Source organism: Kiloniella majae, assembly GCF_002118315.1.
GTDB classification, from domain to species: Bacteria; Pseudomonadota; Alphaproteobacteria; order Kiloniellales; family Kiloniellaceae; genus Kiloniella; species Kiloniella majae.
The window spans coordinates 56376-81075 of sequence record NZ_MTSZ01000005.1 but is presented as its reverse complement, the minus strand read 5'-3'; the positions used below and the strand labels follow the sequence as shown (position 1 = coordinate 81075).

The 24700-nt window shown below is 46.3% G+C and carries 23 protein-coding genes and 1 pseudogene; 5 read left to right on the top strand and 19 right to left on the bottom strand.

Annotation, left to right across the window (positions count from 1 at the left end; genetic code table 11):
• Positions 1-17: 17 nt before the first annotated feature.
• The 12 genes and pseudogenes from BKB51_RS14890 to rplU all read right to left on the bottom strand — a co-directional run.
• Positions 18-1313, bottom strand: a complete 1296-nt coding sequence (locus BKB51_RS14890; protein ID WP_085901910.1) for a S41 family peptidase — start codon at positions 1311-1313, stop codon at positions 18-20.
• The gene (locus BKB51_RS14885) at positions 1313-2593 is read right to left on the bottom strand and encodes a murein hydrolase activator EnvC family protein (RefSeq protein ID WP_085901909.1); all 1281 of its coding nucleotides are present in this window, start codon (positions 2591-2593) and stop codon (positions 1313-1315) included. The genes BKB51_RS14890 and BKB51_RS14885 overlap by 1 nt, the downstream gene beginning before the upstream one ends.
• 99 nt (positions 2594-2692) lie before the next feature.
• A complete protein-coding gene (gene gpmI, locus BKB51_RS14880; RefSeq protein WP_085901908.1) occupies positions 2693-4237 on the bottom strand; it encodes a 2,3-bisphosphoglycerate-independent phosphoglycerate mutase in 1545 nt (514 codons plus the stop codon).
• Positions 4238-4471: 234 nt separating this feature from the next.
• Positions 4472-5068: a hypothetical protein gene (locus tag BKB51_RS14875; RefSeq protein WP_125911850.1), complete on the bottom strand. Its 597-nt coding sequence runs from the start codon at positions 5066-5068 to the stop codon at positions 4472-4474.
• Between the two features lie 419 nt (positions 5069-5487).
• Entirely contained in the window at positions 5488-5961 is a 474-nt protein-coding gene (gene rlmH, locus BKB51_RS14870) for a 23S rRNA (pseudouridine(1915)-N(3))-methyltransferase RlmH (protein WP_085901906.1), read from the bottom strand.
• 33 nt (positions 5962-5994) lie between these two features.
• The gene (rsfS, locus tag BKB51_RS14865; RefSeq protein WP_338066221.1) at positions 5995-6453 is read right to left on the bottom strand and encodes a ribosome silencing factor; all 459 of its coding nucleotides are present in this window, start codon (positions 6451-6453) and stop codon (positions 5995-5997) included.
• Positions 6454-6616: 163 nt separating this feature from the next.
• Positions 6617-7297 carry a nicotinate-nucleotide adenylyltransferase gene (locus BKB51_RS14860; RefSeq protein WP_085902077.1) on the bottom strand — a complete coding sequence of 227 codons (681 nt, stop codon included), beginning with the start codon at positions 7295-7297 and terminating at the stop codon, positions 6617-6619.
• A 24-nt stretch (positions 7298-7321) separates the two neighbouring features.
• Entirely contained in the window at positions 7322-8581 is a 1260-nt protein-coding gene (locus tag BKB51_RS14855) for a glutamate-5-semialdehyde dehydrogenase (RefSeq protein ID WP_085901905.1), read from the bottom strand.
• An 81-nt stretch (positions 8582-8662) separates the two neighbouring features.
• Complete coding sequence (gene proB, locus BKB51_RS14850; RefSeq protein ID WP_085901904.1) at positions 8663-9811, bottom strand: glutamate 5-kinase; 1149 nt, start codon at positions 9809-9811, stop codon at positions 8663-8665.
• Positions 9812-9826: 15 nt separating this feature from the next.
• Positions 9827-10876: a GTPase ObgE gene (obgE, locus tag BKB51_RS14845; RefSeq protein WP_085901903.1), complete on the bottom strand. Its 1050-nt coding sequence runs from the start codon at positions 10874-10876 to the stop codon at positions 9827-9829.
• A gap of 214 nt (positions 10877-11090) precedes the next feature.
• Positions 11091-11348 (bottom strand): 50S ribosomal protein L27, encoded by a 258-nt coding sequence (rpmA, locus tag BKB51_RS14840; protein WP_047764940.1) that lies wholly within the window; start codon positions 11346-11348, stop codon positions 11091-11093.
• A 186-nt stretch (positions 11349-11534) separates the two neighbouring features.
• Positions 11535-11843: pseudogene (gene rplU / locus BKB51_RS21120) on the bottom strand (50S ribosomal protein L21); the annotation flags it as partial.
• Positions 11844-12128: 285 nt separating this feature from the next.
• Between rplU and BKB51_RS14830 the strand changes: the two are divergent.
• Positions 12129-13283 carry a saccharopine dehydrogenase family protein gene (locus BKB51_RS14830; protein WP_085901901.1) on the top strand — a complete coding sequence of 385 codons (1155 nt, stop codon included), beginning with the start codon at positions 12129-12131 and terminating at the stop codon, positions 13281-13283.
• Between the two features lie 105 nt (positions 13284-13388).
• On the opposite strand, the gene BKB51_RS14825 is transcribed toward BKB51_RS14830, so the two are convergent.
• The 5 genes from BKB51_RS14825 to BKB51_RS14805 all read right to left on the bottom strand — a co-directional run bounded on the left by BKB51_RS14825 (position 13389) and on the right by BKB51_RS14805 (position 17057).
• Positions 13389-13679 (bottom strand): DUF1330 domain-containing protein, encoded by a 291-nt coding sequence (locus BKB51_RS14825; protein WP_085901900.1) that lies wholly within the window; start codon positions 13677-13679, stop codon positions 13389-13391.
• A 104-nt stretch (positions 13680-13783) separates the two neighbouring features.
• Positions 13784-14962: an alpha-amylase family protein gene (locus tag BKB51_RS14820; RefSeq protein ID WP_085901899.1), complete on the bottom strand. Its 1179-nt coding sequence runs from the start codon at positions 14960-14962 to the stop codon at positions 13784-13786.
• A gap of 40 nt (positions 14963-15002) precedes the next feature.
• Positions 15003-15347 (bottom strand): RidA family protein, encoded by a 345-nt coding sequence (locus tag BKB51_RS14815; protein ID WP_085901898.1) that lies wholly within the window; start codon positions 15345-15347, stop codon positions 15003-15005.
• 179 nt (positions 15348-15526) lie between these two features.
• A complete protein-coding gene (locus tag BKB51_RS14810) occupies positions 15527-16303 on the bottom strand; it encodes an IclR family transcriptional regulator (protein ID WP_085901897.1) in 777 nt (258 codons plus the stop codon).
• Positions 16304-16448: 145 nt separating this feature from the next.
• Positions 16449-17057, bottom strand: coding sequence for a carboxymuconolactone decarboxylase family protein (locus BKB51_RS14805; protein WP_085901896.1), 609 nt, complete (start codon positions 17055-17057; stop codon positions 16449-16451).
• Positions 17058-17180: 123 nt separating this feature from the next.
• Here BKB51_RS14805 and BKB51_RS14800 point away from each other — a divergent pair, with 123 nt between their 5' ends.
• Positions 17181-17987: an IclR family transcriptional regulator gene (locus tag BKB51_RS14800; RefSeq protein ID WP_085901895.1), complete on the top strand. Its 807-nt coding sequence runs from the start codon at positions 17181-17183 to the stop codon at positions 17985-17987.
• 29 nt (positions 17988-18016) lie between these two features.
• Here the strand turns inward: BKB51_RS14800 and BKB51_RS14795 are convergent, their stop codons facing one another.
• Both BKB51_RS14795 and BKB51_RS14790 read right to left on the bottom strand, forming a co-directional pair.
• Entirely contained in the window at positions 18017-19219 is a 1203-nt protein-coding gene (locus tag BKB51_RS14795; protein ID WP_158090246.1) for an ATP-binding response regulator, read from the bottom strand.
• Positions 19220-19279: 60 nt separating this feature from the next.
• Complete coding sequence (locus BKB51_RS14790) at positions 19280-20875, bottom strand: HAMP domain-containing sensor histidine kinase (protein WP_085901893.1); 1596 nt, start codon at positions 20873-20875, stop codon at positions 19280-19282.
• Positions 20876-21139: 264 nt separating this feature from the next.
• Here BKB51_RS14790 and BKB51_RS14785 point away from each other — a divergent pair, with 264 nt between their 5' ends.
• From BKB51_RS14785 to argE, 3 genes are all read left to right on the top strand, one after another.
• Positions 21140-22105, top strand: a complete 966-nt coding sequence (locus BKB51_RS14785; protein WP_085901892.1) for an NADPH:quinone oxidoreductase family protein — start codon at positions 21140-21142, stop codon at positions 22103-22105.
• 216 nt (positions 22106-22321) lie between these two features.
• The gene (doeA, locus tag BKB51_RS14775; RefSeq protein ID WP_085902076.1) at positions 22322-23515 is read left to right on the top strand and encodes an ectoine hydrolase DoeA; all 1194 of its coding nucleotides are present in this window, start codon (positions 22322-22324) and stop codon (positions 23513-23515) included.
• Entirely contained in the window at positions 23512-24675 is a 1164-nt protein-coding gene (gene argE / locus BKB51_RS14770; RefSeq protein WP_198946760.1) for an acetylornithine deacetylase, read from the top strand. The genes doeA and argE overlap by 4 nt, the downstream gene beginning before the upstream one ends.
• Positions 24676-24700: the final 25 nt, after the last annotated feature.

The window sequence follows — 24700 nt, the reverse complement described above, 5'->3', positions numbered from 1 at the left end:
TATCTGCCCAGAAGTCTTTAGTTACTTGCCCCACTGCTTGTGCTGTAGAGAGCAATTCCCTGAATAAGGTCCAGAGCGCGATCAAGTTGATAATCTTGCGGCTTGGCAGCTTCATCTGCTTTGCCGTCACCATCTTCACCGTTATCTCCGTTGGTGCCACCCTTGTTTTCCAGTGCACCTCGTAGATCGGCTTCGCGTCGTTGCCCTTTGTTATCGAGCGTTTCGATTTTGGCCTGTTCAACGATGATATCCGGTGCAATCCCTTCGGCCTGAATAGAACGACCAGAAGGAGTATAGTAACGGCTTGTGGTCAGACGCATCGCACCATTGCCAAGCAATGGCATAATGGTTTGCACGGATCCTTTACCGAACGACTGCGTTCCCATGATGATTGCGCGTCGATGATCCTGCAGGGCACCTGCGACGATTTCAGAAGCAGACGCGGAGCCTCCGTTAATTAGAACTACTAGCGGTTTACCGTTGATCAAATCACCGGATCTAGCGTTAAAACGTTGCGCATTGCTGTTATCCCGTCCGCGGGTAGATACAATTTCACCCTGTTCGAGGAAAGCGTCAGATACAGAGATTGCTTCTGTTAACAAACCGCCAGGATTTAATCGTAAGTCCAATACAAGACCGATCATCTTGTCGCCAAGCTCATCCTGGATTGCTTTTATGGATTTTTCCAGACCTGGCGTCGTTTGTTCGTTGAAGGAAGAGACCCGGACATAACCGATGTTGTCTTCTATGCGGTGACGGACTGAACGGACTTTGATGACATCGCGTTCTAACGTTACGTCAAAAGAATCAACGCCTTCACGGCTGATGGTAATTTTCAGTTCACTGCCAACTTTGCCACGCATTTTTTCAACGGCTTCTTGAAGGGTCAGGCCCAAAACAGCTTCACCGTCAAGATGTGTGATGTAATCACCAGCTTCAATACCCGCCCGTGCAGCAGGCGTATCATCAATGGGTGAGACAACTTTTACAAAGCCGTTTTCCATTGTTACTTCGATACCAAGTCCACCAAATTCGCCCCGTGTCTGTACCCGCATATCTTTGAAAGAGTCCGGTGTTAGATAGCTTGAATGGGGATCAAGGCGGGTTAACATGCCATGAATAGCTGATTCGATTAGCTCTTCATCAGAAACTTCTTCGACATAATTGGCCTTGATGCGTTCGAAAACATCGCCAAACAATTCAAGCTGTCGATAGGTATCACGCCGAGGATCAACAGCCGAGTCCGCCACAAGACCGGAGGGCAGTGCAATAGCAAAAGCTGTTGTTAAGAGCACTTTTTTGAAACTGAGCATTAACCGTTCACCTTATCGAGATTTGAAATCGTTTTGTTTGTTAGTATCCACGGGGATGGATTGATGGGCTGTCCGCCTTGACGTAACTCAAAGTAAATTTCAGCATGTTCCAGTTTCTTGTCACTCATACGTGCGACTGGCTCGCCTGCTAAAACCCATTGTCCTTCAATTACATCAATTCTTTCAACGCCTGCCAATAGTGTATGATATCGACCAGAATGTTCAATGATTAAGATGCGTCCATAGCCACGGAATTCTCCTGCATAGGCAATTCGACCATCAAATGGGGCAATAACCTGTGCTGAAGGACGTGTTGCTATGACCAAACCTTTATCATAGGACTCATTTGTTCCTCTTTTTTGCCCGTACTTGCTAATCACTCTTCCGCGAGCGGGATATAGCAGGACACGTTTTCGACGAGTGGGGAACTCCCGGATTTGAGCTGGGTCAGGCGCAACAGTTAGCTTTGCAGTTTGTTGTGAAGGTGGTGGCGCCGTTTCCGTTGTTGAGGTTTGAGGCGTTTGATCTGGAATTTTTTGAGGCTTTGGCTTGGGTTTTTGTGCAGCCAAAGCCAGACGTTTTCGCTCTGCTTCCAGCTTTTTCACAAGATCTTTCATACTGCGTGCTTGCTGAGCGAGCTTTTTTACTCTGGCGGTAACTGATTTTTGTGATGCCTGTGCCTTCGACTGCAGAGTTTGCTTTTTGTCGAGTAGGGCATTCAAATCTTTGCGTTCGCGTTTGATATACTTTTGCGAGGCAAGGAGTGCGGCGCGTTCATCTTCGATTCGGCTTTTTAATTCAGCCAGTTCGTCTAAATCGTCGCGAAGGCTTTCCACCCGGGTCTCTATTTCAGGAACAGCCACTTTCAGGAGCATGGCACTGCGTACGGTATCTACTGGTGATCCCGGGGCTGCGACTAAAGCTTCCGGCGGCAACAAAGCAATGCGTTGTAACGCAGATAAAGTATGTCCAAGCTTTTCGCGATTCTTTGTGAGGCGAATTTTTTTATGTTCGGCGTCTTCTTCCAGCGAGATCAATGTCTCTTCAATATCTGTCAGATCACTTTCGTAGTTTTGTACTTTTTTGGCTGATGCAATTAGCTGTTGTCGAAGATCGGTTACCTCGGCATTGAGCTTTTTTGCCTGTGCTGAAAGCTTTTGAGCTTCTTTTTTACTTTCAGCTGCTTTCTCTTCCAGTGTTTGAAGCTTTTGTGTTGCATCCTGTGCTTTGGCGACATCAAAAACCACGATGCAAAAACACAAACCAATGACAGTTACCATCACCCCACAGCTCCGAATGAAGCTGGGGGGTGTAAATGATTTCTGCGAGCGCAAAGCGTTTGGCAACTGTGACCTCAAAAAGATTTCTTCTATAACCGTTTAATCGTCATCACGTCTGATAAGCGACTGCCCATCCATATCAGTGGGTTGATCCAGATTTAACAAGTCTAGAATTGTTGGTGCAATGTCCGCAAGGCGACCATTTGCGATCTTGGTAACATTATCGGGACCATTTACTAATAAAATGGGAACAGGATTCAAAGTATGTGCTGTATGAGGCAAACCTGTGATTGGATCGAGCATTTCTTCGGCATTCCCGTGATCGGCTGTAATAAGCAGTCGCCCACCTATAGAGAGTGTCGCCTGATAGATATCCTGTAAACAGTTATCAACAGTTTCAGCAGCTTCTATTGCGGCTTGAAGATCACCTGTGTGGCCGACCATATCGCAGTTGGCAAAGTTACAGATCAGCATCTCATAGTTACCACTTTTTATTGCAGAACAGAGCTTTTCATTTACTTCTGGTGCCGACATTGATGGCTGAAGGTCGTAGGTTGCTACTTTCGGTGAAGGCACAAGAATACGTTCTTCTCCGGGTAAAGGCTCTTCCACACCTCCGTTAAAGAAGTAGGTCACGTGAGGATATTTTTCCGTTTCAGCGATACGGAGTTGGCGTAATCCTGCGTTGGAAACGATCTCACCCAAGGTTTGGGTTAAATCCCTTGGGGCAAACATAACGCCCATTTTTTTTGCCAAGGCATCAGAGTAAGCAACCATACCAAGGTAAGAACAACACTTGGGTTGGACTTGTCGCTCGAACCCTGAAAAATCATCGTCAATAAAGGCATGGAGGATCTGTCGCGCACGATCAGCCCTGAAGTTGGTCATCAAAAGGGCATCGCCGTCTTGCATGCCTTTGTAGCCATCAATCACACAGGGCAGAACAAACTCGTCCCAAACTTTATTTGCGTAACTGTTGGCAACCGCTTGATCCGGTGAAGAGGCTGTTTCTCCCTGACACAGAGTGATGGCATCATAGGCTTTTTGAACGCGTTCCCATCGATTATCTCGATCCATTGCGTAATAACGCCCAAGCACAGTCCCGATTTGAACTTCGGGTGTTGTGGCTCTGAAAGCAGTCAGGAATTCAGTTGCAGATTGAGGTGCTGTATCGCGACCATCCAAAATGGCGTGAACGATAACAGGGATACCAGCTGCTTTGAGTGTGTTGACAAGATAGGAAGTCTGATCTTGATGGCCGTGCACGCCCCCATTGGAAATGACCCCAAGAATATGCGCCGTTCCACCACTTGCTTTCAGCTGCGCAACTGTTTGGAGCAAAGCCGGGTTTTGTGCAAAGCTTCCGTCTTGAATTGCAGTGTCAATACGGGGAAGGGACTGCATGACGACGCGTCCGGCCCCGATGTTCATATGCCCGACTTCCGAATTACCCATCTGTCCTGTTGGCAAACCAACGTCTAGCCCACAGGTCGCCAAATATCCTAAAGGTACCTCTTTGCTTAAGCGGTCGATAAGGGGCGTTTTTGCCAGGTTAATTGCGTTATGATCATCTTCTTTACGAAATCCCCAACCGTCGAGAATACAAAGAACAACTGGTTTGGGTTTATTTTGAACTGATGACATCAGGAAGTAGCACCTTCTAACTTATTATATTTATCCGGTTTTTGATCCGGGAACGAAAAATGAATGAGTGAGGGAGCCTGTCACAACTATTCTTGTGTCGTTTTTTATTTATGTGTCAATTTTGAAAGGCAATGTAGCCTGCTTTTAAGATAATTTCACGGTCTTGTTTGTTGTGAATAGGAAAAATAGTTAAAAATCTCTTGGAAATAAGGAATGTCGCAGGCGTATCGCGTATCAAGGCGTAATTTTTAACCAATATCTGTCAGGAAGGTCACGGGTCTCTTTTGTTATGTATTGATTCTCTGCAACGAAAATTAGGCTATTTTCATATTGGCTTAATGGAAAAGCAGCTTTTGTTGCGGGATGTTGTTCCATGAATTTCAATAGGCTCCTGTCCTCTATCATAGATTCCAAGCCTTCTTCCAAGCGCTTGGCTAAAACTTGATTATTTAGATTCACAAAAAAGTACATTGGAAAGCGGTAGGTAATTAGAATTTTATCATAGGCTTTATAGGTATCTGTGCCATAAAATTCGGCTTCGCCATATCCCTCACTGATTGCCCTTGGAAAATAATCACAGCGTTGTTTTTCGATCATTTTCCACATTAACTCAAAGCGTATCGTGCGGTTAACGATGTAACCATTATCTTCCAGAATATTGCTATCAGGCCAGTGTTGTCCCTGACAGGCGGTTAGTCGTTTGAGTTGTTCGGGTGTTTGAATTTTATCAAACTCGGCAATACGATCTTTGCGAATTACAAGTAGCCGATAGCCAAGAAGGCCCATATTCAGAGGAATACGTATTGGGCGGAGGTCTTGTTCCCTTTCCAAATTTGTCCCAGCCCAATCCAGGTCAATTTTGCGCCCCTTTTCCAGAAAATAGAGAGATCTTTGTTGGGTTAGATTGGACGAGGTTACATTTAATTTTGCTGGACCATACCTAGAGGCGGTTCTGTCTAGAACCTCTGAAATTAGTGCAGCGAAATAGCTATGAGCAATATCGCCGGCTCCTTGAGCTTGGCGAATATTGATAACGGTTTCTGAATAAGCGGAAATGCTCGTAAATGCCGTGCAAGACGAGATTATCAGTATGATTAAACGCCTCTGAAAATATAAGCAGTACGACGATGGAAAGCGCACTGGATCTTCCTCGCTTCAGAATTTGTAATGCCTGAGAGAATATCTGATCAGAGTAAATAAAATATTAGGTTTGTTGTGGGGAAACGGAGTTTATCCGGTTCATGGCTATATCAATCCCGATGGTAAGGATGGCCGCTTAAGATACAGGAGGCGCGATATACCTGTTCCGCAAAAAGGCCTCGTACAAGCATGTGCGGCCATGTAAGGCGGCCAAAACAGAGGCTTTGCTGGGATCGGGCTTTTACGGCATCTGAAAGACCATCTGCTCCCCCTATGAGGAACGCGATATCTTGTTCGCCGCTATCTTGCCATTTCTCGAGGAGTTTTGAAAATTGCGGGCTGGAAAGGTCTTTTCCCTTTTCATCCAAGATCACAATTTTAGCGCCCTTGGGCGCGGCGGCGAGGAGCAGTTCGCCTTCACGTTCTTTCAACTGTGCAGCAGGCAGATTCTTTTTTTCTTCTACTTCCTTGAGGTCCAGGCTCCAGTTGAGCCGATTGCCTCGCAGGCGATTGCAGTAAAGTTCAAAAAGATCCTTTGCCGGACTGGCCTTGGCCTTTCCGACAGCAATTAATGTTATCCGCATTGCCTACTTCTAGTTTATGGCATGTAGCCTGTATCAGGCTTCTTGCGATGCAAAAGGTTGTGCTGATTCAGGCAGTTCCAAACCCCACATCTTTTCCAAGTTATAAAAAGCTCGGACTTCAGGTCTGAAAAGATGAACAACAACATCCCCGGCATCCACCAACACCCAATCACCACGATCTTTTCCTTCGGCAATGATACTTTTCATGCCGGCAGCTTTAAGGCTGCGAAGAAGGTGATCGGACATGGCAGAGACCATACGGTTTGAATTACCGCTGGCAATGACCATGTAGTCAGCAATGCTAGATTTTCCGGCAAGTTCGATGACGACAATGTCTTCTGCTTTGTCATCCTCAAGAGAGTTACGAACTAGTTCAAGCAGGTCACGGTTATTTCCCGTCGTATCCTGTGTATTGGCCTCTGGGGCCGTAGATTCTCGTGGTATGATCGGTCTCCGTAAAAAGAATCTGCTCGTGAGGTCACGACTTCCCACTACAGATTGTTACTAACACGTTCCGTACTTATCGCTATACAGAACAAGGGTCTTACAGTGTCAGCTTAGCACAGTAAAGGTGCGCGACTCTATATGTTAATGAACATCGTTACATTAAAGGGATAAAATCGTTGTTTCTTTGTGATTTTATCCTCAATGAGCTCTATGCCTTATGCCTGCTACCCTTATGAAGGCCATTCCTGATGGCAGTGGATGATATATCCAGTTGTTGACCATGAATTATGGTCCAGGCAGGGGTTGTACGCTTGGACAGGTTTCGCGCCAATTTTTCTGAAATTCTCGTATTCTTAAAGCGTTGAGCTGCTTTAGAATTAGTTGATTGTAGCGAGTAACCCGGGCGGGCAAAGACAGCAACATTCACTGTTTTGAAAATATTTTGCCAATCACGCCAAAGGGCGATTTGGCTCAAGTTATCTGCACCCATAAGCCATGTGAAATCAACAGAAGGAAAAATCTGTCTCAAACGAGAGAGTGTATCAGCGGTATAGACTGATCTAATTTGACTTTCGATCGTGGTAACACGCACCCTGGGATGCTTGGGGATAGACAGGGCGCTTTTGACCCTATCCGGGAGCGGTGCCATACCATTAGTGTCTTTTAAGGGATTTTGTGGCGACACCAGCCACCAGACTTCATCGAGGCCTAAGTGAACAATAGCTTCTTTGGATATCTGGCAATGAGCTTTGTGAGCGGGGTTGAAAGATCCTCCAAGCAAGCCAATTTTGCTTCCCTTTGGGGGAAGACGGCCACCCAGACTTCCTGCGATACTTTGCGGACAAAGTACTTTGGTGAAGGTCAGGCTGGGTGGTTTTTGGCTTAGCATTTCGTTTTGTAAATTGCTTTGCAACTAAGGTCTGGCATGGCCTGCGCCGCGGACAAGATATTTATAACTTGTGAGCTGATCAGCACCGACAGGTCCGCGTGCGTGCAGCTTTCCAGTGGAAATACCGATCTCTGCACCCATTCCAAACTGTCCGCCATCAGCAAACTGTGTCGAGGCGTTGTGGATGACGATGCCCGCGTCAACTTCCTGTTGGAATGTTGTCGCTGCCTTGTCACTGGCTGTGATTATCGCCTCGGTATGGTGAGAGCCATGGCGGTTGATATGCGCAATCGCGCCTTTCAGATCCGCTACTCTTTTGATGGAAAGAATGGCATCAAGATATTCGGTATCCCAATCCGCAGCAGACGCTTCTTTTACCCGGTTATCCATCTTCTGAATTTCGGCATCACCCCTGATTTCACAGCCCTTGTCGATCAGAGCATTCAGAATTGGTGTGAGGTTTTCGTTTGAATAGTTGGCGTCAACCAGAAGAGTCTCTGTTGCGCCACAAATGCCAGTACGGCGCATTTTTGCGTTCAAGACCACTTCTAGGGCCATTTGGGGATCAGCTTCTTCGTGCAGATAAGTATGGCAAAGGCCATCAAGATGCGCGAGGACAGGCACACGGCTTTCTGTTTGAATCCGTTCAATAAGCCCGCGTCCGCCACGAGGAATGATCAGGTCAACATAGTCGTTCATGGTCAATAGGTGCCCAACCGCAGCGCGGTCTGTTGTTGGGACGCGCTGGATTGCTGCGACGGGTAGGCCAGCTTCTTCCAGACCTGTTTGCAGACAATCCAAAATGGCGCCTGAAGAATGAAAGCTTTCCGAACCACCGCGTAGTATAGAGGCATTTCCGGCCTTTAGGCACAGAGCACCTGCATCCGCGGTCACATTAGGGCGGCTTTCATAGATGATACCGATCACGCCCAAAGGCACAGAAATCTGCTCAAACCTAAGGCCATTGGGTTGGTCCCAGCTTTTAAGTGATTTTCCGATTGGGTCAGGGAACGCAGCAATTGCTTCAAGGCCGGCAGCCATGGCTTCGACACGATCGTTGTCCAAAGCAAGGCGGTCAAGCATTGCACTGCTGATGCCTTTGGCCTCGGCAGCAATCATGTCTTTTTTATTGGCATCAAGGATTGTCGGTAATTGAGCGCGAATGGCTTTGGCGGCGGCAGTCAATGCATCGTTCTTTGCATCTGCCGGGGCCAGAGCCAGATCCTGTGCAGCAGCTTTTGCAGCTTGTCCCAGCTGATCCATTTGCGCTTTCAGTTCGCTCATATTCTTACATTCCTGTTTTGGTGCAGCTTTCTTTGCTACTTTGGTTATACCTCAATAGAGATTTGATTATATTGTGTTTTTTTAGTTGAGGACAAGATCATCCCTGTGAATCAGTTCTTCCCGTCCCAAATACCCTAATCGCGCTTCAATTTCTGATGATTGCAGGCCAATAATTTTTCTGGCATCGCCGTTTGAATAGGCAACAAGCCCGCGGGCTACTTCGCGCCCATCCGGTGATTTAACCAGAACAGCATCGCCACGCTGAAACTCTCCATCAACAGCGGTAACCCCTGCAGGTAGAAGAGATTTCCCGTTTTGCAAAGCTTTGAACGCGCCGGCATCCAATGTCACAGTGCCCAAGGGTTTCAGGCTACCCGCGATATAACGTTTACGGGCTGTTTTGGGCTCAACAGATGCTTCAAAAACGGTGGCTCTGTTTCCCTTTATAATATTTTGCAGCGGATTAAGTTTATGACCGTTGGCAATAATCATGTTGCAGCCAGCACCGACAGAGATTTTTGCCGCAGATATCTTGGTGATCATGCCGCCTGAACTATACCCGGGAAGGGCTTCACCAGCCATGGCGTCAATTTCAGGTGTGATCTCGCTGACGACAGGAAGAAACTCAGCCTGTGCATCGCGTTTGGGGTCCGCTGTATAAAGGCCATCAATATCGGATAGGAGCACCAACAGGTCAGCATTGACCATGGCACCAACCCGCGCAGCCAAGCGGTCATTGTCGCCAAAGCGGATTTCGCTGGTGGCAACGGTATCATTTTCGTTGATGATGGGAACAGTGCCCAACCGCAACAGAGTTGTTAGTGTGTTTCGGGCATTCAGATGGCGGCGACGTTCTTCGGTGTCCCCAAGGGTCAGGAGAACTTGTGAAACAGTTACATCGTGCCTTGCCAATGCTTCTTGATAGGCATGTGCCAGGAGGATTTGCCCTGTTGCTGCGGAGGCCTGTTTTTCTTCAAGGCGCAGGTTCTGTTTGGTCAATCCCAGATGATTTCTGCCGACAGCAATCGCGCCAGAGGAAACCAATATAACCTCTGCTCCTCGTGCGCGAAGGTTCGCAACATCGTCTGTCAGGGCATTGAGCCAGTTCAGGCGTGGCTTACCAGTCTTGTCATCAACCAGCAGTGCCGAGCCGATCTTGATGACAATACGTTTTGCGGATCTGAGGTGTTCAGCGGCAGACAAACCTGTCCCGGATGATATGTTGCTCATAGATCTGTACCACAACTAGATAGGGGAGTAGCCCTGTGAACCTTGTTCAGCTTCCAGTTCTTCCTGCTCTTCTTCTCGACCATCGATAATATGATCGAGCAAGCCCGCAAGAACTTCTTTCACACCGTCTTGGCTGATACCGGAAAGAAGATAAACTTTCTGGCCAGATAGGGCCTCTAGTTCAGCTTGTCTTTCAGCGGCTTCTTCTTCGACCAAGGCATCAATTTTGTTAAGCGCCAGAACAGAAGGTTTTGTATCCAGACCTTCACCGTAGGCTTCAAGCTCGGCGCGAATGATTTTGTAATCTTCGAGATAGCTGTCAGAAGTTCCGTCTACCAAATGCAATAGAGCGCCACAGCGTTCAACGTGACCGAGGAAGCGAGTACCAAGGCCGTGACCTTCGCTTGCGCCTTCGATCAAGCCGGGAATATCGGCAATGACAAACTCTTCCCCTCGGCTATAGACGACACCAAGGTTAGGATGCAGTGTAGTAAAAGGGTAATCTGCGATTTTCGGCTTGGCACGGGATACAACTGACAGGAAGGTTGATTTTCCTGCATTTGGTAAACCTGCAAGTCCAACGTCTGCAATCAGTTTTAGACGAAGCCAAATCCACATTTCTTCACCGGGCCAGCCGGGATCAGACCGACGCGGGGCACGGTTTGTTGATGTTTTAAAACGTGCGTTTCCAAAACCACCGTCACCACCTTTACAGATCACAAATTCTTGACCTTCTTCGGTGATGTCACAGATGACTTGCTCTTTGTCTTCGCCAAGAACAACGGTGCCAACAGGTACTTTGATGATCAAAGGTTTTGCAGCAGCACCAAACATATCACTGCCACGGCCATGTTCTCCGCGTTTTGCTTTGAAGTGCTGCGCATAGCGGAAATCGATAAGCGTATTCAGACCGTGAGCACCCTGAATGATAACATCACCACCACGGCCACCGTCGCCACCATTGGGGCCACCGAACTCGATGTATTTCTCGCGTCGGAAGCTGGTACAGCCGCCGCCGCCATCGCCGCTTTTTACAAAAACTTTGGCTTCATCAAGGAACTTCATCGTGGTGCCTGTTCTCTATCGTTGGGAAACCGCGTTATTCTTTGATAGGCGGGTGTCGCAACGCTATAGGTATTCAGAGTTAGCTATGGTCGCAGGTGAAACTGCGATATAGCCGGAATATAAGTGGAAAATTTAAATACGAAAAGGGGGGAATGGATTGCCATTCCCCCCTAAACCATTTCAACCCAGACACAAGGACTGGTTGGCGGGGCCGTTAGGCCGCCGGCTGTACAGAAATGTATGTGCGTCCACCAGCTCTCTGGCGAAAGACAACTTCGCCTTCGACAGTAGCAAAGATTGTGTGATCTTTACCCATGCCGACGTTAGTGCCGGGGTGGAACTTGGTTCCGCGCTGACGAACCAGAATATTTCCTGATACGACGTGCTCACCACCAAATTTTTTAACACCTAGGCGGCGACCTGCTGAGTCGCGACCGTTGCGGGACGAGCCGCCTGCTTTCTTATGTGCCATGAGGTCTTATTCCTCTGCTGCTTTTTTCTTAGGAGCCGCTTTTTTAGGAGCAGCTTTAGCCTTTGGTTCAGCCTTAGCTTTAGGAGCCGCTTTCTTCTTTGGAGCTGCTTTTTTCTCCGCAGTGTCTGCGTCTGCTGCTTTGGCTTTAGGAGCTGCTGCTTTTTTAGCAGGCTTCTTAGCGCCATCGGCGAGAATGTCAGTGATCTTGATGACAGTGAGATCCTGGCGATGGCCGTTTTTACGGCGATGGTTCTTACGACGCTTCTTTTTGAAGATGACGACTTTGTCGCCACGTGTCTGTTCAACCACATCAGCCTTGACCATGGCGCCGTCCACTACAGGCGCGCCAATGGTTGCCTTCTCATCGTCACCGATCATTAGAACTGAATCGAAATCAACAGAAGCACCTGCTTCCAGGTTGATTTTTTCGACGACCAGAACGTCGTCCTTACGGACTTTGTACTGTTTACCGCCGGTTTTGATTACTGCGAACATGTTTATCGGTCACTTAGCTGTTAAATTAGGCATTCTATTCATGCATACATGGCCGCACGGAATCCGGGCAGCCAGTGATGGTGGAATATAGCCGTGCTTGCGCGAGAGTCAAACGCTTTGTGAAGTTTATGTGATTCTCGTGAGAGCTTTGTTGATTTTCGCATCTATATTGCCCTGAATAGCGCTAATTTAAAAGACTGTAGCCTTATATCTTCAAAAGGTTGTCTTCTTGGTGTAGAGAGGTCTCAATACATAAAACATCGCTGGATATATAAGGAATAAAAAATGACGCGTATTCATTGGTTGGGGGCTGGCCTTTCGACGGTACCGGGTATTCGACGTCTGATCGAACGGGGCCACAGTGTGACAGTATGGAATCGTACTGTTGAAAAGGCGCAGGAAGCGACAAAGGGACTGAGTGGCGATTTTGATATCAAGGCTTTCAGTCTAGAGGCGCTGAAAAGCGATTTGAAAGCAGGCGATCTGGCGGTTTCTATGCTACCGGGTGATTTCCACGTTGCGGTTGCGCAGATGTGTCTGGATGCCAATGCAAATTTTGTATCCAGTTCATACATCGCGCCTGAAATGCGTGCTTTGGATGCTGTTGCGAAAGAAAAAGGCCTGACGCTGGTTAATGAGGTCGGCCTTGATCCGGGAATTGATCATCTCATGGCGCATGTGCTGATGGATGACTATAAAAACTCACCAGCCTTTGCCAAAGATAATGCGCATTATTTCAGATCTTATTGCGGCGGCCTTTCCGAAGAGCCAAATGATTTTTGCTATAAGTTCAGCTGGGCGCCATTGGGCGTTCTCAAAGCTCTGCGATCTCCATCGAAAAGTTTGCGTGACGGAAAGGTTTATGACGTCAGCCGCCCTTGGGATGCCGTTGAATCTTATGAGATTGATCTGGAAAAAGGATCAGAGACCTTTGAAGTCTATCCAAACCGTGATTCCTATCCTTTTATGGGTGAATACGGCTTTGGCAAAGACTGGAATGTACAACAGTTTGTGCGCGGTACTTTACGGTACGGCGGCTGGTCCACCGCATGGTCAGATCTGTTCAAAGAAATCGAAACCCTAAAAGGTGAGGCGGGGGATAAGCGTCTGGCTGAAATCTCTGCTGATCTTTGGGATAAATATGCACTGGTTGAAGGCGAGCACGATCGTGTTGTTCTTTCAGTCGATCTGTGGGCTGAGCGCAATGGCGAACAGATATACAACAAGTCATATGTCATGGATGCCTATGGGGATGATACGCACACCGCCATGGCTCGGTTGGTTTCAACACCTGTCAGCTATGCTGTCGAAGCTGTTCTGAACGGCGAAATCGCGCCGGGCGTATCCGCGGCACCGAGTGACGTGAAGGTTGCCAAGCAATGGCTTGCTGATCTTCAGGATGCTGGTGAAAAAATGGCGATTGTTGATCATCTTGCTTAATTGAGTTTTGCCACGCGAGCATAAAAATTAAGGGCTGCAGAATGATATAGTTCTGCAGCCCTTAATTCTTCTTTGGTAATTTTCTAGTCGTCACCGACGCTTTGGTTAAATGCCATCCACGAGCAAGAAGGTACACTCTGCATTGGCGCGACGGATCTTTTTGACGGGGGCGTACTCTTCGCTGTTGACGAAGTCCCGAGCCGTCTGCATGTCAGGGAATTCAAGCATAACAATTCGTGTTGGTGTCCAGAGATCTGATTCAAAAGTATCCATGTCACCACCTCTGGCACGGTAGATGCCGCCAAACTTTTCGGCAATCGGTCTGGCCTGTTCTTTGTAAGTTTCATACTCTTCTGGATTGCTGATTTTAGTATCGACGATGAGATAAGCTGCCATTGGAATGCTTGCCTTTTATTGGGAATTTTAAATTAAGCTGTTGAAGTATTTAAGATCTGAAGTTCTTTATTCAATTACTTTACAGGATAATGGCACTGTTTAACTTAAATTCCGATACTTGATTTCACCCAGCCAAGACGAGTTTCTGGTACGAGGCCATAGTTGTAGTAATTTATGCCATCCACACCAGCTTTGACGGCGGCGTTAACTCGTTCGGATAGAATTTCTGGTGTTGGCGTTTGATCGTGGAACAGGCTGACCCCCAGACCGAGATACTTTTCTGGTCCGAGATAATTCCGTGTCTCGGTGAGGATGTTGGTGACCTCGCTTGCTGTTGCTGTGTAGGCGCAGAGGATAACACCATCACAGACTTGGCCAATGGCTTTGATATCAACGCCATCCCGCCAGGCATTTTCACCTTCTATGACAACAATTTTACTATCGGGATGGGTAGCTTCTTTTATACTTTGGACAATTTTTGTCGATGCCTGGGTGCGCCACTTTAGAAACGCATAGAGCGCGGTGTGATTCTTGAAGCATTCAAGTTTCTGCTCTTGGAACTGTGAAAACTGTGCTTCGGGTGTTTCTCTGCTACAGGCTTGGCTGATCAGATCTTGGACATCTTTTTTCGCTGTAAGAGCGTCAATGCCTTCATCTTGCGCGGCTTTGGTGCAGTGGTCACAAAAACAAATTGAAAGAAGGAAATTATCTTCATCTTTAAGGCCAAGGCCATCTTTTTCATGATGATAGCCGTGATCAAAACCCATAAAACCAATCGTCTCTAACTCGACCATATCTGGTCTGTAGCTGTGGGTCAGGTTCGCAACAAGGGTTGTTACATAGTCTCGAACAGCGTTGCTGTTGGGGCAAAGGCTATAATAACTGGGATCGCCAAAGGCGTTGCGTGCCACATGATCGGGATGCTTGAACCCCAACCTGCTGTTATGCAGACAGACTGTCCAGCAGGAAACGCTTAGCCCGTGATGTTTTCTGTCGTTAATGAGGGGCGAGAGCATATCACCTGATTCGTGCAGATTTTGTGCAACAAGTGGCTGGATTTCTTTGCCAGCCCACAGGTTTTCATCAGGAATAAAATAAATCGTCCCGTCTTCCGGGTAGTAGCTTTTTCTCTTGGGGCTACGCGGTTGCAGAAAACGTCCGGCGTGGTAGGAGACAGCGAGACTGATACCATTGACCCCGGCCAACTGTTGGTAGTCATGATATGTCATATCTAGCCCGAGATCTTGCAGATCCCACGGATAGGCCCACATCGAATGCCGCATGTCTGTCTCCCCCTCTTTGTGTCCGCTTTATCGTTACTGTTTATACGGCGGCGACAGCGGTCATTTCAACAAGGATCATCGGATCGGCCAGGCGTGCTTCGACACAGGCACGTGCAGGTGGATTTTTAGGATCGATCCAGGCGTCATAGACAGAGTTCATTTTGTCGAAATCTGCAATTGCTGGCAGGAAGACATCAATCGCCAGTATTTTGGATTTATCTGTTCCGGCTTCTGCCAAGAGGTCTTCGATTTTTTTTAAAACAGAACGTGTTTGAGTCTCTAAGTTGGCGGATCTGTCTTCGGCAACCTGGCCTGCGATATAAACAAATCCGTTATAGGAAACGGCCTGACTCATGCGACTACCAACCTGAAAGCGTTTAATCATTGTTTCTCTCTTTGAAAGTGTTTTGAAGAATATGTCTGCAATAGTAGACATTGATTTATTTTTTTGGAATTCAGATAATACGGTATTATTTTACGGACGCAAGTACGGCGTAAATCAGGCCATAAATATACTGCTTAAGTAATAGAGTGTGGTGTGCTGAAAGATGGCGTGAATTCGCCTTAAAACTCAGTTTTTAGCTGCGCTTCCAGTTCTTTCGCGGCGGCTTTGAGATTGTTCAGATAGGCTTCCTTGTTGCGGTGGCCGTCTTCTCTTGGCGTGACGAGGCAGAGCGTGGCAATGCAAGTGGATTGCGCATCTTTTACCGGAACAGCAAAGCAATGGGTGAAGGTATCAACAATACTGTCAAAGGTGTAATGTCCATCGTTGGTCGCTTGACGAACTTCGGCTATAAACTTGTCGGAGGATATGGTTTCTCCGTTAGGCAAAAGAAAATCATCTTTATCTAGAAAATCGATAATTTCCTGATCAGAAAAGTGCCCCAAGAGCAGGCGACCAGAGGCCGTGCTTGGCACTGGCACCAGTTCGCCAAGATTAGCAGAAATACGGAACGGGCGGTTGCCTTCTTTCATCAAGGCGACAGTGTATTTGTTGCCTTCCAATTTACAGAACTGAGCGGTTTCGCTTGTTTGTTCGACTATAGTGTTCAGGGTGTTTTCTATACGTTTATATAGATCAACCTTGTCATTATAGGCACGCCCTAAAAAATACAGACGGCTGCCAAGGAAAACCTGACCATCACTGCCGTTATTTTCCAGCACGTTCATATTTAGCAATAGATGTACGAGTTCATAAACGGAGGAGCGAGGCGCACCCATCAACTTGGCAATTTCGTTGGGCCGCATGGCGCGGTTTTCACGCCGGATGAGGTCAAGAATATCAAAGGCACGTTCCAGTCCCCGCGCACGTTGATTTGTTGGCTTTCCCTCAGTTCCCATCCGTATATCCCATAGGTCTAATGAAACTTTTTAGATTGCTGTTATATACTGGACGGGACGGGGGAAGCCAATTTTATATTATCTGTGTGTGTACTACTGGATTTATACTTTCAGTGTTCATGCTGTGGGGCTAACACTTATGATTTCAGGTGTGAGACCAATCATCGGGATCATCTGAATTGTTTGGCGATAGACCGATGATATCTCCTTTTGTTGAACAGCCAAGGCCCAGTACTGTACGGTTTGCATAGTTGAAGTAAGATGAAACCTGATTGACTTCCAAAATTTCTCCGTCGCTGTAACCTGCGTTGCGCATTGTTTTGACCATCTCTTCAGTCGTACTCGCGGGTGATTTGGTCAGCGCCTCAGCATAAACCATGGCAAGCTTCTGTTTGTCATCAAGCGGGGCAATGTCAATGTTGCGGCTATCAATCGCTTTTCTGATTCCTGCGGCCTTTTCGTCGTCCTGAAGAAGGCGGCAAAGCCCACCAAAATGGTGATCAACGCAATAACCGCAGTCATTGAGTGAACTAACCCATACACCCAGCGTTTCCAAAAACCATTTTGGAATGGTGTTACCTGTATGATGCAGCACATATTTATAGATCGCCATGTGCCCTTCCATGCTGTGGGGGCGCAGCGAATGCATCATCATAATATTATCGACGTTATTGTCCGGCCCCTTTACCCGATCATAAAGACGACGAAGTTTTCCTTCAGATTCTTCGTAAGGAACCGTTTCAATCCAGGGCATTTTATAAGTGTCCTTTATTATTTCTTAGGGTTGGTTTCTGTCTAAAGCTTTGCAGTAAGCATCGTTTTAATGTTATTATCCCAAATAATGAGATCATATGCTATATAGTGGGATTTATTTTCTGTGAATGTCAAGCAACAATCTAAGGCTGTTCAGGCTGCATCTTTAACACCGTCTCAAGCCGGAGTTGGCTTGTTACACAAGGCTTTTGAGCTCTTGAACCTCTTTCAGGTGGATCAGGCTAACTGGTCGCAGAGCGAGATCATTGAAATAACGGAGATGAGCCGCTCAACCGTGAGCAGGCTTGTACGGTATTTGGTGGAAACTGGCTATTTAGCCGAAATCCCCAAAACCGGGCGCTACAGCCTGGGGATGGCAGCAATTAGCCTGGGGCAAAGAGCGGAGGCAGGATTTGATATTCGTGTGATCTGCCAACCTGTATTAGAGAAACTGGCAAAGGTTACGTCAGAGACCATTGTTTTGACCGCATTTGATAAGGCCTCCAATAGCGCGGTGTGTGTTGACCAGATTGAAAGTCGGCGGGGCGGACTTCGTGTTTTTGAAGAAGTAGGGGCAAGTTTTCCGCTACATGCAGGGGCTGCACCAAGAGCAATATTAGCGAAGCTGCCTGATCAATTTGTTGATCGTTATCTCAAGCAAGAGCTTGTGTCTTTTACGCCTCAAACGTTAATACAGAAAAAGAGACTTAGAGAAGATATTGCGATAATCCGTTCGCAGGGTTATGCCGTTTCAAGCGAGGAAACCTACGAAGGTGCTGCGGGCATTGCCGCTGCCTTTACCAGTCCCAATGGCGAACCTGTCGGTAGTTTGGCAATTGCTTTTCCCATGAACAGATTGGATGAGAAGGGGCGGGATGTAATGGGACGGCAACTGAAAGTCTTTGCGAGTGAAATATCGGAACTATTTTAACTTTCGAGTTTCGTTGATTTCATCGTCAATTATTGAGGTGTGGGAAACGTTAAGCTAACAGTTGTTCCTGCGCCTAATTCACTCTGCAGAGTTAGTTTTCCACCTTGTAATTCTGTGTAGGATTTCGCGAGGAAAAGTCCTAAGCCAACGCCTTCATGAGCAATTTCGGCATTTTCTCGTGCCTGCCCAAATGGTTCGAGAACCTTGCTCATATTTTCTTCAGATATGCCTTTGCCTGTGTCAGATATCTGAATTATTGTGTTGTCTAAATTCTGTTCGGACGTAACGAATATCTGTCCATTGGTTGGTGTGTATTTTACACTGTTCGATAGCAGGTTAAGAATGGTTTGTTTGAGTAACATTTCATCGGCAATAATTGTTGTTGCTGTTTGTGATAACTTCACATCAAGTACAATTTTTTCCTTTTCTGCACGATGCTTGAGCATAGAAATACAGGAAAAAATAACGTCTTTAATATTGACCGTAGCAAAATGGTGATTGTAGTTGCCACTTTCTATGCGGGAAATGTCGAGCACATTTCCAATCACACCCAATAAATGTTGTCCCGCTTTTTTTATGTCACCTGCATATTCCAGATAGCGTTCACTTCCAAGATCGCCAAAAAGTTGAGATTCCATTATTTCAGAGAAACCAATAATGCCGTTAAGCGGTGTTCTTAGTTCATGACTCATGTTTGCAAGGAATGCTGTCTTAGCTTTATTTGCTGCTTCTGCAGCATCCCTGGAATGCATGAGCTCTTGTGTTCTTTTTTCTACACGTAGTTCAAGCTGCGCATTTTGTTCTTTTATTTGTTTGTGGAGCAATCGGACTTCGAGAGTATTACGTATTCGGTGTAGAGCTTCCTTGCGATCGAACGGTTTTACAATACAGTCCCTTGCCCCAAGTTCATAAGCTTTGAATCTGGTCTCTTCTTCTTGCTGAGCTGTGAAGATAAGAACGGGGAGATAGTCATCTTTTATTTGTGATGATAGATGTTGAATTACTTCAAAGCCATCCATGTAGGGCATTCTGACATCAAGCAATATCAGATCAAAATCATGTTCTCTGTGATGATCTACGACCAGTCGTGAGTCCGTCAGGCTTGTTATGTCAAGGTAACCTTCCTTTTTAAGGATCATTTCCAATAATTGAATGTTTGCCAGTTGATCATCAACGATAAGAATTTTTGCAGCAAAACGACCTTTGTTTAAGGCCTCTGGAATTAACGTCATTCCTGTATCCCTGCTTTGAAAATCGTCATGGTTATTTCTAAGGTACATTCTATCATCGTATTAAGCGGATACTTCTTCAATATCTGAAGGTGGTAATGCTGTTGGAAATTCTAGCCAAAATGTTGAACTATTCCCCGTTTTATTATGATACCCAATGGCACCACCCATTTCTTCGGCCAGCTTTTTCGAAATAGCCAAGCCGATACCGGTGCCTTCAATTTCAGACCCTTTGTGATGAAGCCTTTCAAAAGGAGTAAATAACTCGGAAGTCATATCTTCGGGAATGCCGGAGCCAGAGTCTGTGACATAGATATAGATTTGATTTTCGGGAAGATCCTGACAGCCAAAAACGATATCACTATCTTCAGGAGCATACTTTATGGCATTGGAACGAAAGTTTATTACGATTTGTTTGAACCTGAATCGATCCAAATAAATGCCTTTGTCTGATTCTTGAACGCCGCGCATTGTTATTGAACGTTCGGTTGCTTTGTCCCGGAACATCTCCAGGCATTCTTTGAAAACCTCACGCGGATAAAAATGTTCCGGTTTGAAAGTGGCAGACCCCGCTTCAATTTTTGAGAGATCAAGTATCTGATTTATTAGTTCCAGCAAGTGGCTGCCTGCTTTGGAGATGTTTGCAATGCAGAGTTTCTGTTCATCATTTAGAACATTCTTGTCGTCTTCCAATAATTGACTGAATCCGAGTATGGAATTTAGGGGCGTTCTCAGTTCGTGGCTCATGGACGCCAAAAATTCGGACTTTACGTTATTAGCCTTTTTAAAGCGCTCTTCGGATTGTTGTGTTGTTACGATTTGTTGGCTCAGCTTTTGATTAAGTTTCTCTAGCTCAGAGGTTCGTTCTGTAACTTGGTTTTCAAGGGTATTTTGTGCGTTTTGCGAGGCGAGGGCTGCTTGTTGTATTTCTTGCGTCATAGACTTAAACGCGCGGAAAAGGTCCCCCATTTCATCGCTTCGTAAAAGCTGTTTTTGGTTGAGGTTTTCCAGACCGCTTTGATTATAAGGATCACTACACATGTTTTGCAGGTTTAAAATAGGGCGGAGGACGAATACCCATAAAAGCGACATTGTGATCACTGTGACAAAGAGCGAAATGAACAAAACCAGACCGGATACTCTTAGTACAAAGTTATTTAATTCTGTGTTTATGGCTTGTGTGCTCATACGGATATAGACGGTTCTTGACCCGTGGTGCCCTTCGGCGACGTTCCAGCCGAAATTATAAGAAGCACCATCTTGAGATGGTTGCTGAAAGACAGCGTTTTTTCCAACATGAGATTCAGGAACTACAGGGTTTTGTCCTGCGGAAAGGATCTTTTGATCATTTTCAAAAACAGTTACCCCGATAATATCATCTAATCCAAAGATACTGCTAGGGTCTGTTACGTCTTTGACACCGTGTAAATGATGTTCACTTGAAAAAGCAGATGTGACAGCTATGTGCCCTGTGTGTTCTAGGGATGCGAGAAGTTTTTGTTCCTGATTCTGATAAGAAAAGAATAAAATAATGATCTCTATGATAACAACGGATAGGAAAATTAAGAAGGTAATCTTCCTGCATAGAGGGGAAAGAAATGCGGAAAAATAACGAATAGAAGTTTGTTTTTCAGGTGCTTCAGAGAAACCGACAGCCATATTAATCCTTGAGGTTTTACCTATCTATGATTGAAGATAATTCAATAAATATAATTGAAGGTTAATGCTGACTAATATGTAGGTGGGATTTCACGTTGGAACTGAAGAGTGTAGAGAGCGGCATTGGTGATTTTTTTAGTATCTTTTGAATAGTCATTCGGACAACATAGAAAATAAATCCTAAATCTTGGAAGTCTGTTCCCCTTCAACTCTATTTGTCTTGTGTTGGTCTCTTGGGGAGAAGTTATCTTTGGAGCGAGTGAAATGCAGGGGTGGCGTTCATCAAAAGAGCTTGGTGTGGATGGTCTTGAGTTTGTTGATCTGGATTTAAGCTCGTCTGACGATCAACATCTTGTTGTTGACGTTAAGGCAGCGGCACTCAACTTTTCGGATCTTTTGATGTCGGAAGACAAGTATCAGGTTCGTCCACCGAGACCTTTTACGCCAGGACAGGAAATTGCGGGGACAGTTCTTTCTGCACCTGAGAAGAGCCAATGGAAAGTTGGTGACCGGGTTGCCAGTAAAATTCCTTGGGGCGGGTTTGCGGAACAAGCACTGGTTTCCTGTGGAACGGTATTTTCTATTCCCGATAATATCTCCTTTAAACTGGCTGCGGCGTTACCCGTTACCTATACGACCTCTATGGTTGCCTTCTTTGACAGTACTCAATTGCGGTCTGATCAAACTGTATTGGTACATGCGGCGGCGGGCGGCGTTGGTCTGGCGGCCGTGGAAATTGCAAAGGCGATCGGCGCGCGGGTTATTGCGACGGCAAGCAGCAAACAGAAACTGGATCTCGCCAGAGAGCATGGAGCTGATGTTTGTATCAACTATCGTGATCAAAATTGGGTTGAGCTGGTCAAGGATGCTACAAATGGGGCTGGCGCTGATGTTATTTATGATCCCGTCGGTGGTGATATAGGCTTACAAAGCTTGCGATGTCTTGCCCGTAACGGCGTCATTCTTATTGTGGGCTTTGCGTCAGGAACTATTACTGAAATTCCGGCCAATCGCCTTATGCTCAAAAGGGCGTCTGCCAAAGGTGTCTATTGGCACCATGATCATGATGCGGAGCTGATAAGCGACATGATGGATAAGATGTTTGTCATGCTGAAAGAGGGGCTTTTGAATCCCGTTGTTGATACACGATTTACGCTTGCACAGTTACCAGATGCTATGCGTGCTTTGCAAAACAGGGACACTGTGGGGAAGGTGGTTTTAACTGTCTAAAGTGGAAGGTGTTAGAATTAATTTATTTCGGATAGATCCTGCGAAGACTTTTCTTTTTTTGAGCTTCTCTTTAGATGAAATATCTTGGCGTGATGTGCGACTATGTTACAGAAATATTTTTGAAAAATTCTCCCGAGACCTTTCTGCGAAAACTTCTGATGAAGACTTCGAGGAATTTGTTTCAGTTGCTATCCTCTTTTTATGACAGGTGTTGAGATGGTGATTTCCCCCGGTACAGTAGAGTTGAACTTTACCCGCGCAGAATACGCGGAGCGTTTGTTTAAAACCCGTCATGCGATGCAAAAGGCCGGCTTGGACAGTTTGCTTATCACCGATCCTGCGAATATGGCTTGGTTGAGCGGATATGATGGCTGGTCTTTTTATGTGCACCAATGTGTCATTGTTACGCTTGAGGGCGAACCGATCTGGTTTGGTCGGGGAATTGATGCCAACGGGGCAAAGCGTACAACCTACCTGTCCCATGAAAACATCATTGAATATCCGGATCATTATGTTCAATCAGATGATCGTCATCCCATGGATTACCTGTCCAAAATATTGGAAAGCAAGGGGCTTGGCAGTCATTCGATCGGTGTTGAAATGGACAACTACTATTTCACGGCGGCGGCCTATGCGTCTTTGGTCAGTAATCTCCCAAATGCCAATTTTAAGGACTGTAAAAACCTTGTTCATTGGCAACGATCTGTGAAATCGGCACAAGAGCTATCGTATATGCGTAAAGCCGGGAAGATTATAGAGGTGATGCATCAGCGTATCAGAGAAACAATCCGGCCGGGATTACGAAAGCACGAACTGGTTGCCGAAATCTATGATGCAGGGTTGCGTGGTGTTCCGGAATATGGCGGGGATTATCCGGCCATTGTTCCGCTTCTGCCTTCTGGTGCTGATGCATCGGCATCACATCTGACATGGAATGATAAACCCATGCAGACGGGCGAAGGAACTTTCTTTGAAATCGCTGGTGTGTATAAGCGCTATCATTGTCCGTTATCGCGAACGGTCTTTCTAGGAGCCCCGGATCAAAAGTTTCTAGATAGTGAAAAAGCCGTTCTCGAAGGGATGGAGGCGGGCCTGGAAAAAGCCAAAGCTGGTAACTACTGCGAAGATATCGCGATTGCTTTCTTCGATGTTTTGGAAAAACATGGGATTATTAAAGACAGCCGTACAGGCTATTCCATCGGGCTTTCCTATCCACCTGATTGGGGAGAGCATACAATGAGCCTTCGTAAGGGGGATAAAACTGTTATGAAAGAGGGAATGACGTTTCACTTCATGACCGGACTTTGGCTGGATGATTGGGGCCTTGAGATTACGGAAAGCCTAGCAATCGGTGCCAACGGACCGGAACTGTTATCTTCTGTGCCGCGCGAATTGGTTGTGATTTCATGACGGACTTGCTTGCTTCGACCAAAGAGATATTGGGGAAACTGGTTTCTTTTCCAAGTCTGTCAGGGAAATCCAATCTTGATATGATTGCCTATATCGAAGAGTACCTGAAAAACCACGGCGTCTCGTCATCCCTGTCTTATGATGAGACAAAGAAGAAAGCCAATCTCTATGCCACGATAGGCCCGGCTGTTGAAGGAGGCGTTGCCCTGAACGGTCATACGGATGTCGTGCCAGTGAAAGGGCAAGCATGGACGACAGATCCCTTTGTTCTCACAGAACGAAATAATCGACTGTATGGGCGTGGGGCTGTTGATATGAAGGGGTTTCTTGCCTGTTCACTGGCGATGGTTCCAGAATTCCAACGTTCAAAACTTAAACGCCCAATCCATGTTTCTTTTTGTTATGACGAAGAAATTGGTGGATTTGGTGCACCTGTTTTGGCGGATGATATTGTTTCCAAAAACTTCAAACCTGATGTGGTAATTGTCGGTGAACCCACAAATATGGGACTTGTTACAGGACATAAGGCCGGGATGGAAATTACAACTCGTTTTACCGGGTTTGAAGTGCATTCTTCTCAACCGGGTAAAGGGGTGAACGCGATTGAATTTGCGTCTCGTTTTATCGGAAAGGTTTTGGAGGTTGGTGCCCGGTTGGCGGCTGAACCTAAAACTGATTCTCCTTATGATCCGCCTTATACGACCTGTAATATCGGGCGGATAGAAGGAGGTGCTGCAAGTAATATCACCGCCGGCAGTTGTGATATGATTTGGGAAATCAGACCAATTCCGGGGGATGACGGACAGGCTATTTTTCAGGAAATTCTAGATTTTTCAAATAACGTGTTGCTTCCTGAGATGCGACGTGTCGCGCCCGAAGCCAATATCGTGACAGTTCTTGATGCAGATGTTCCAAGTCTGGATGCCGGTGATGCTTCCCCGGCAGTTACCCTGATCAGAAAACTGACTGGTAGTAATACCCGTGGCGTTGTTTCCTTTGGTACAGATGCGGGCTATTTTGAGCGTGTCGGGCTGTCCACAGTTGTTTTTGGGCCGGGATCAATTGATCAGGCACACAAGCCTGATGAATTTATTGAAATTTCAGAGCTTGAGCGCTGCCTCTCTTTCTTGCATGATCTGGCGAAACACCAGTCTCAATAAGAGAAACCAATTTTACCGTTTGAGA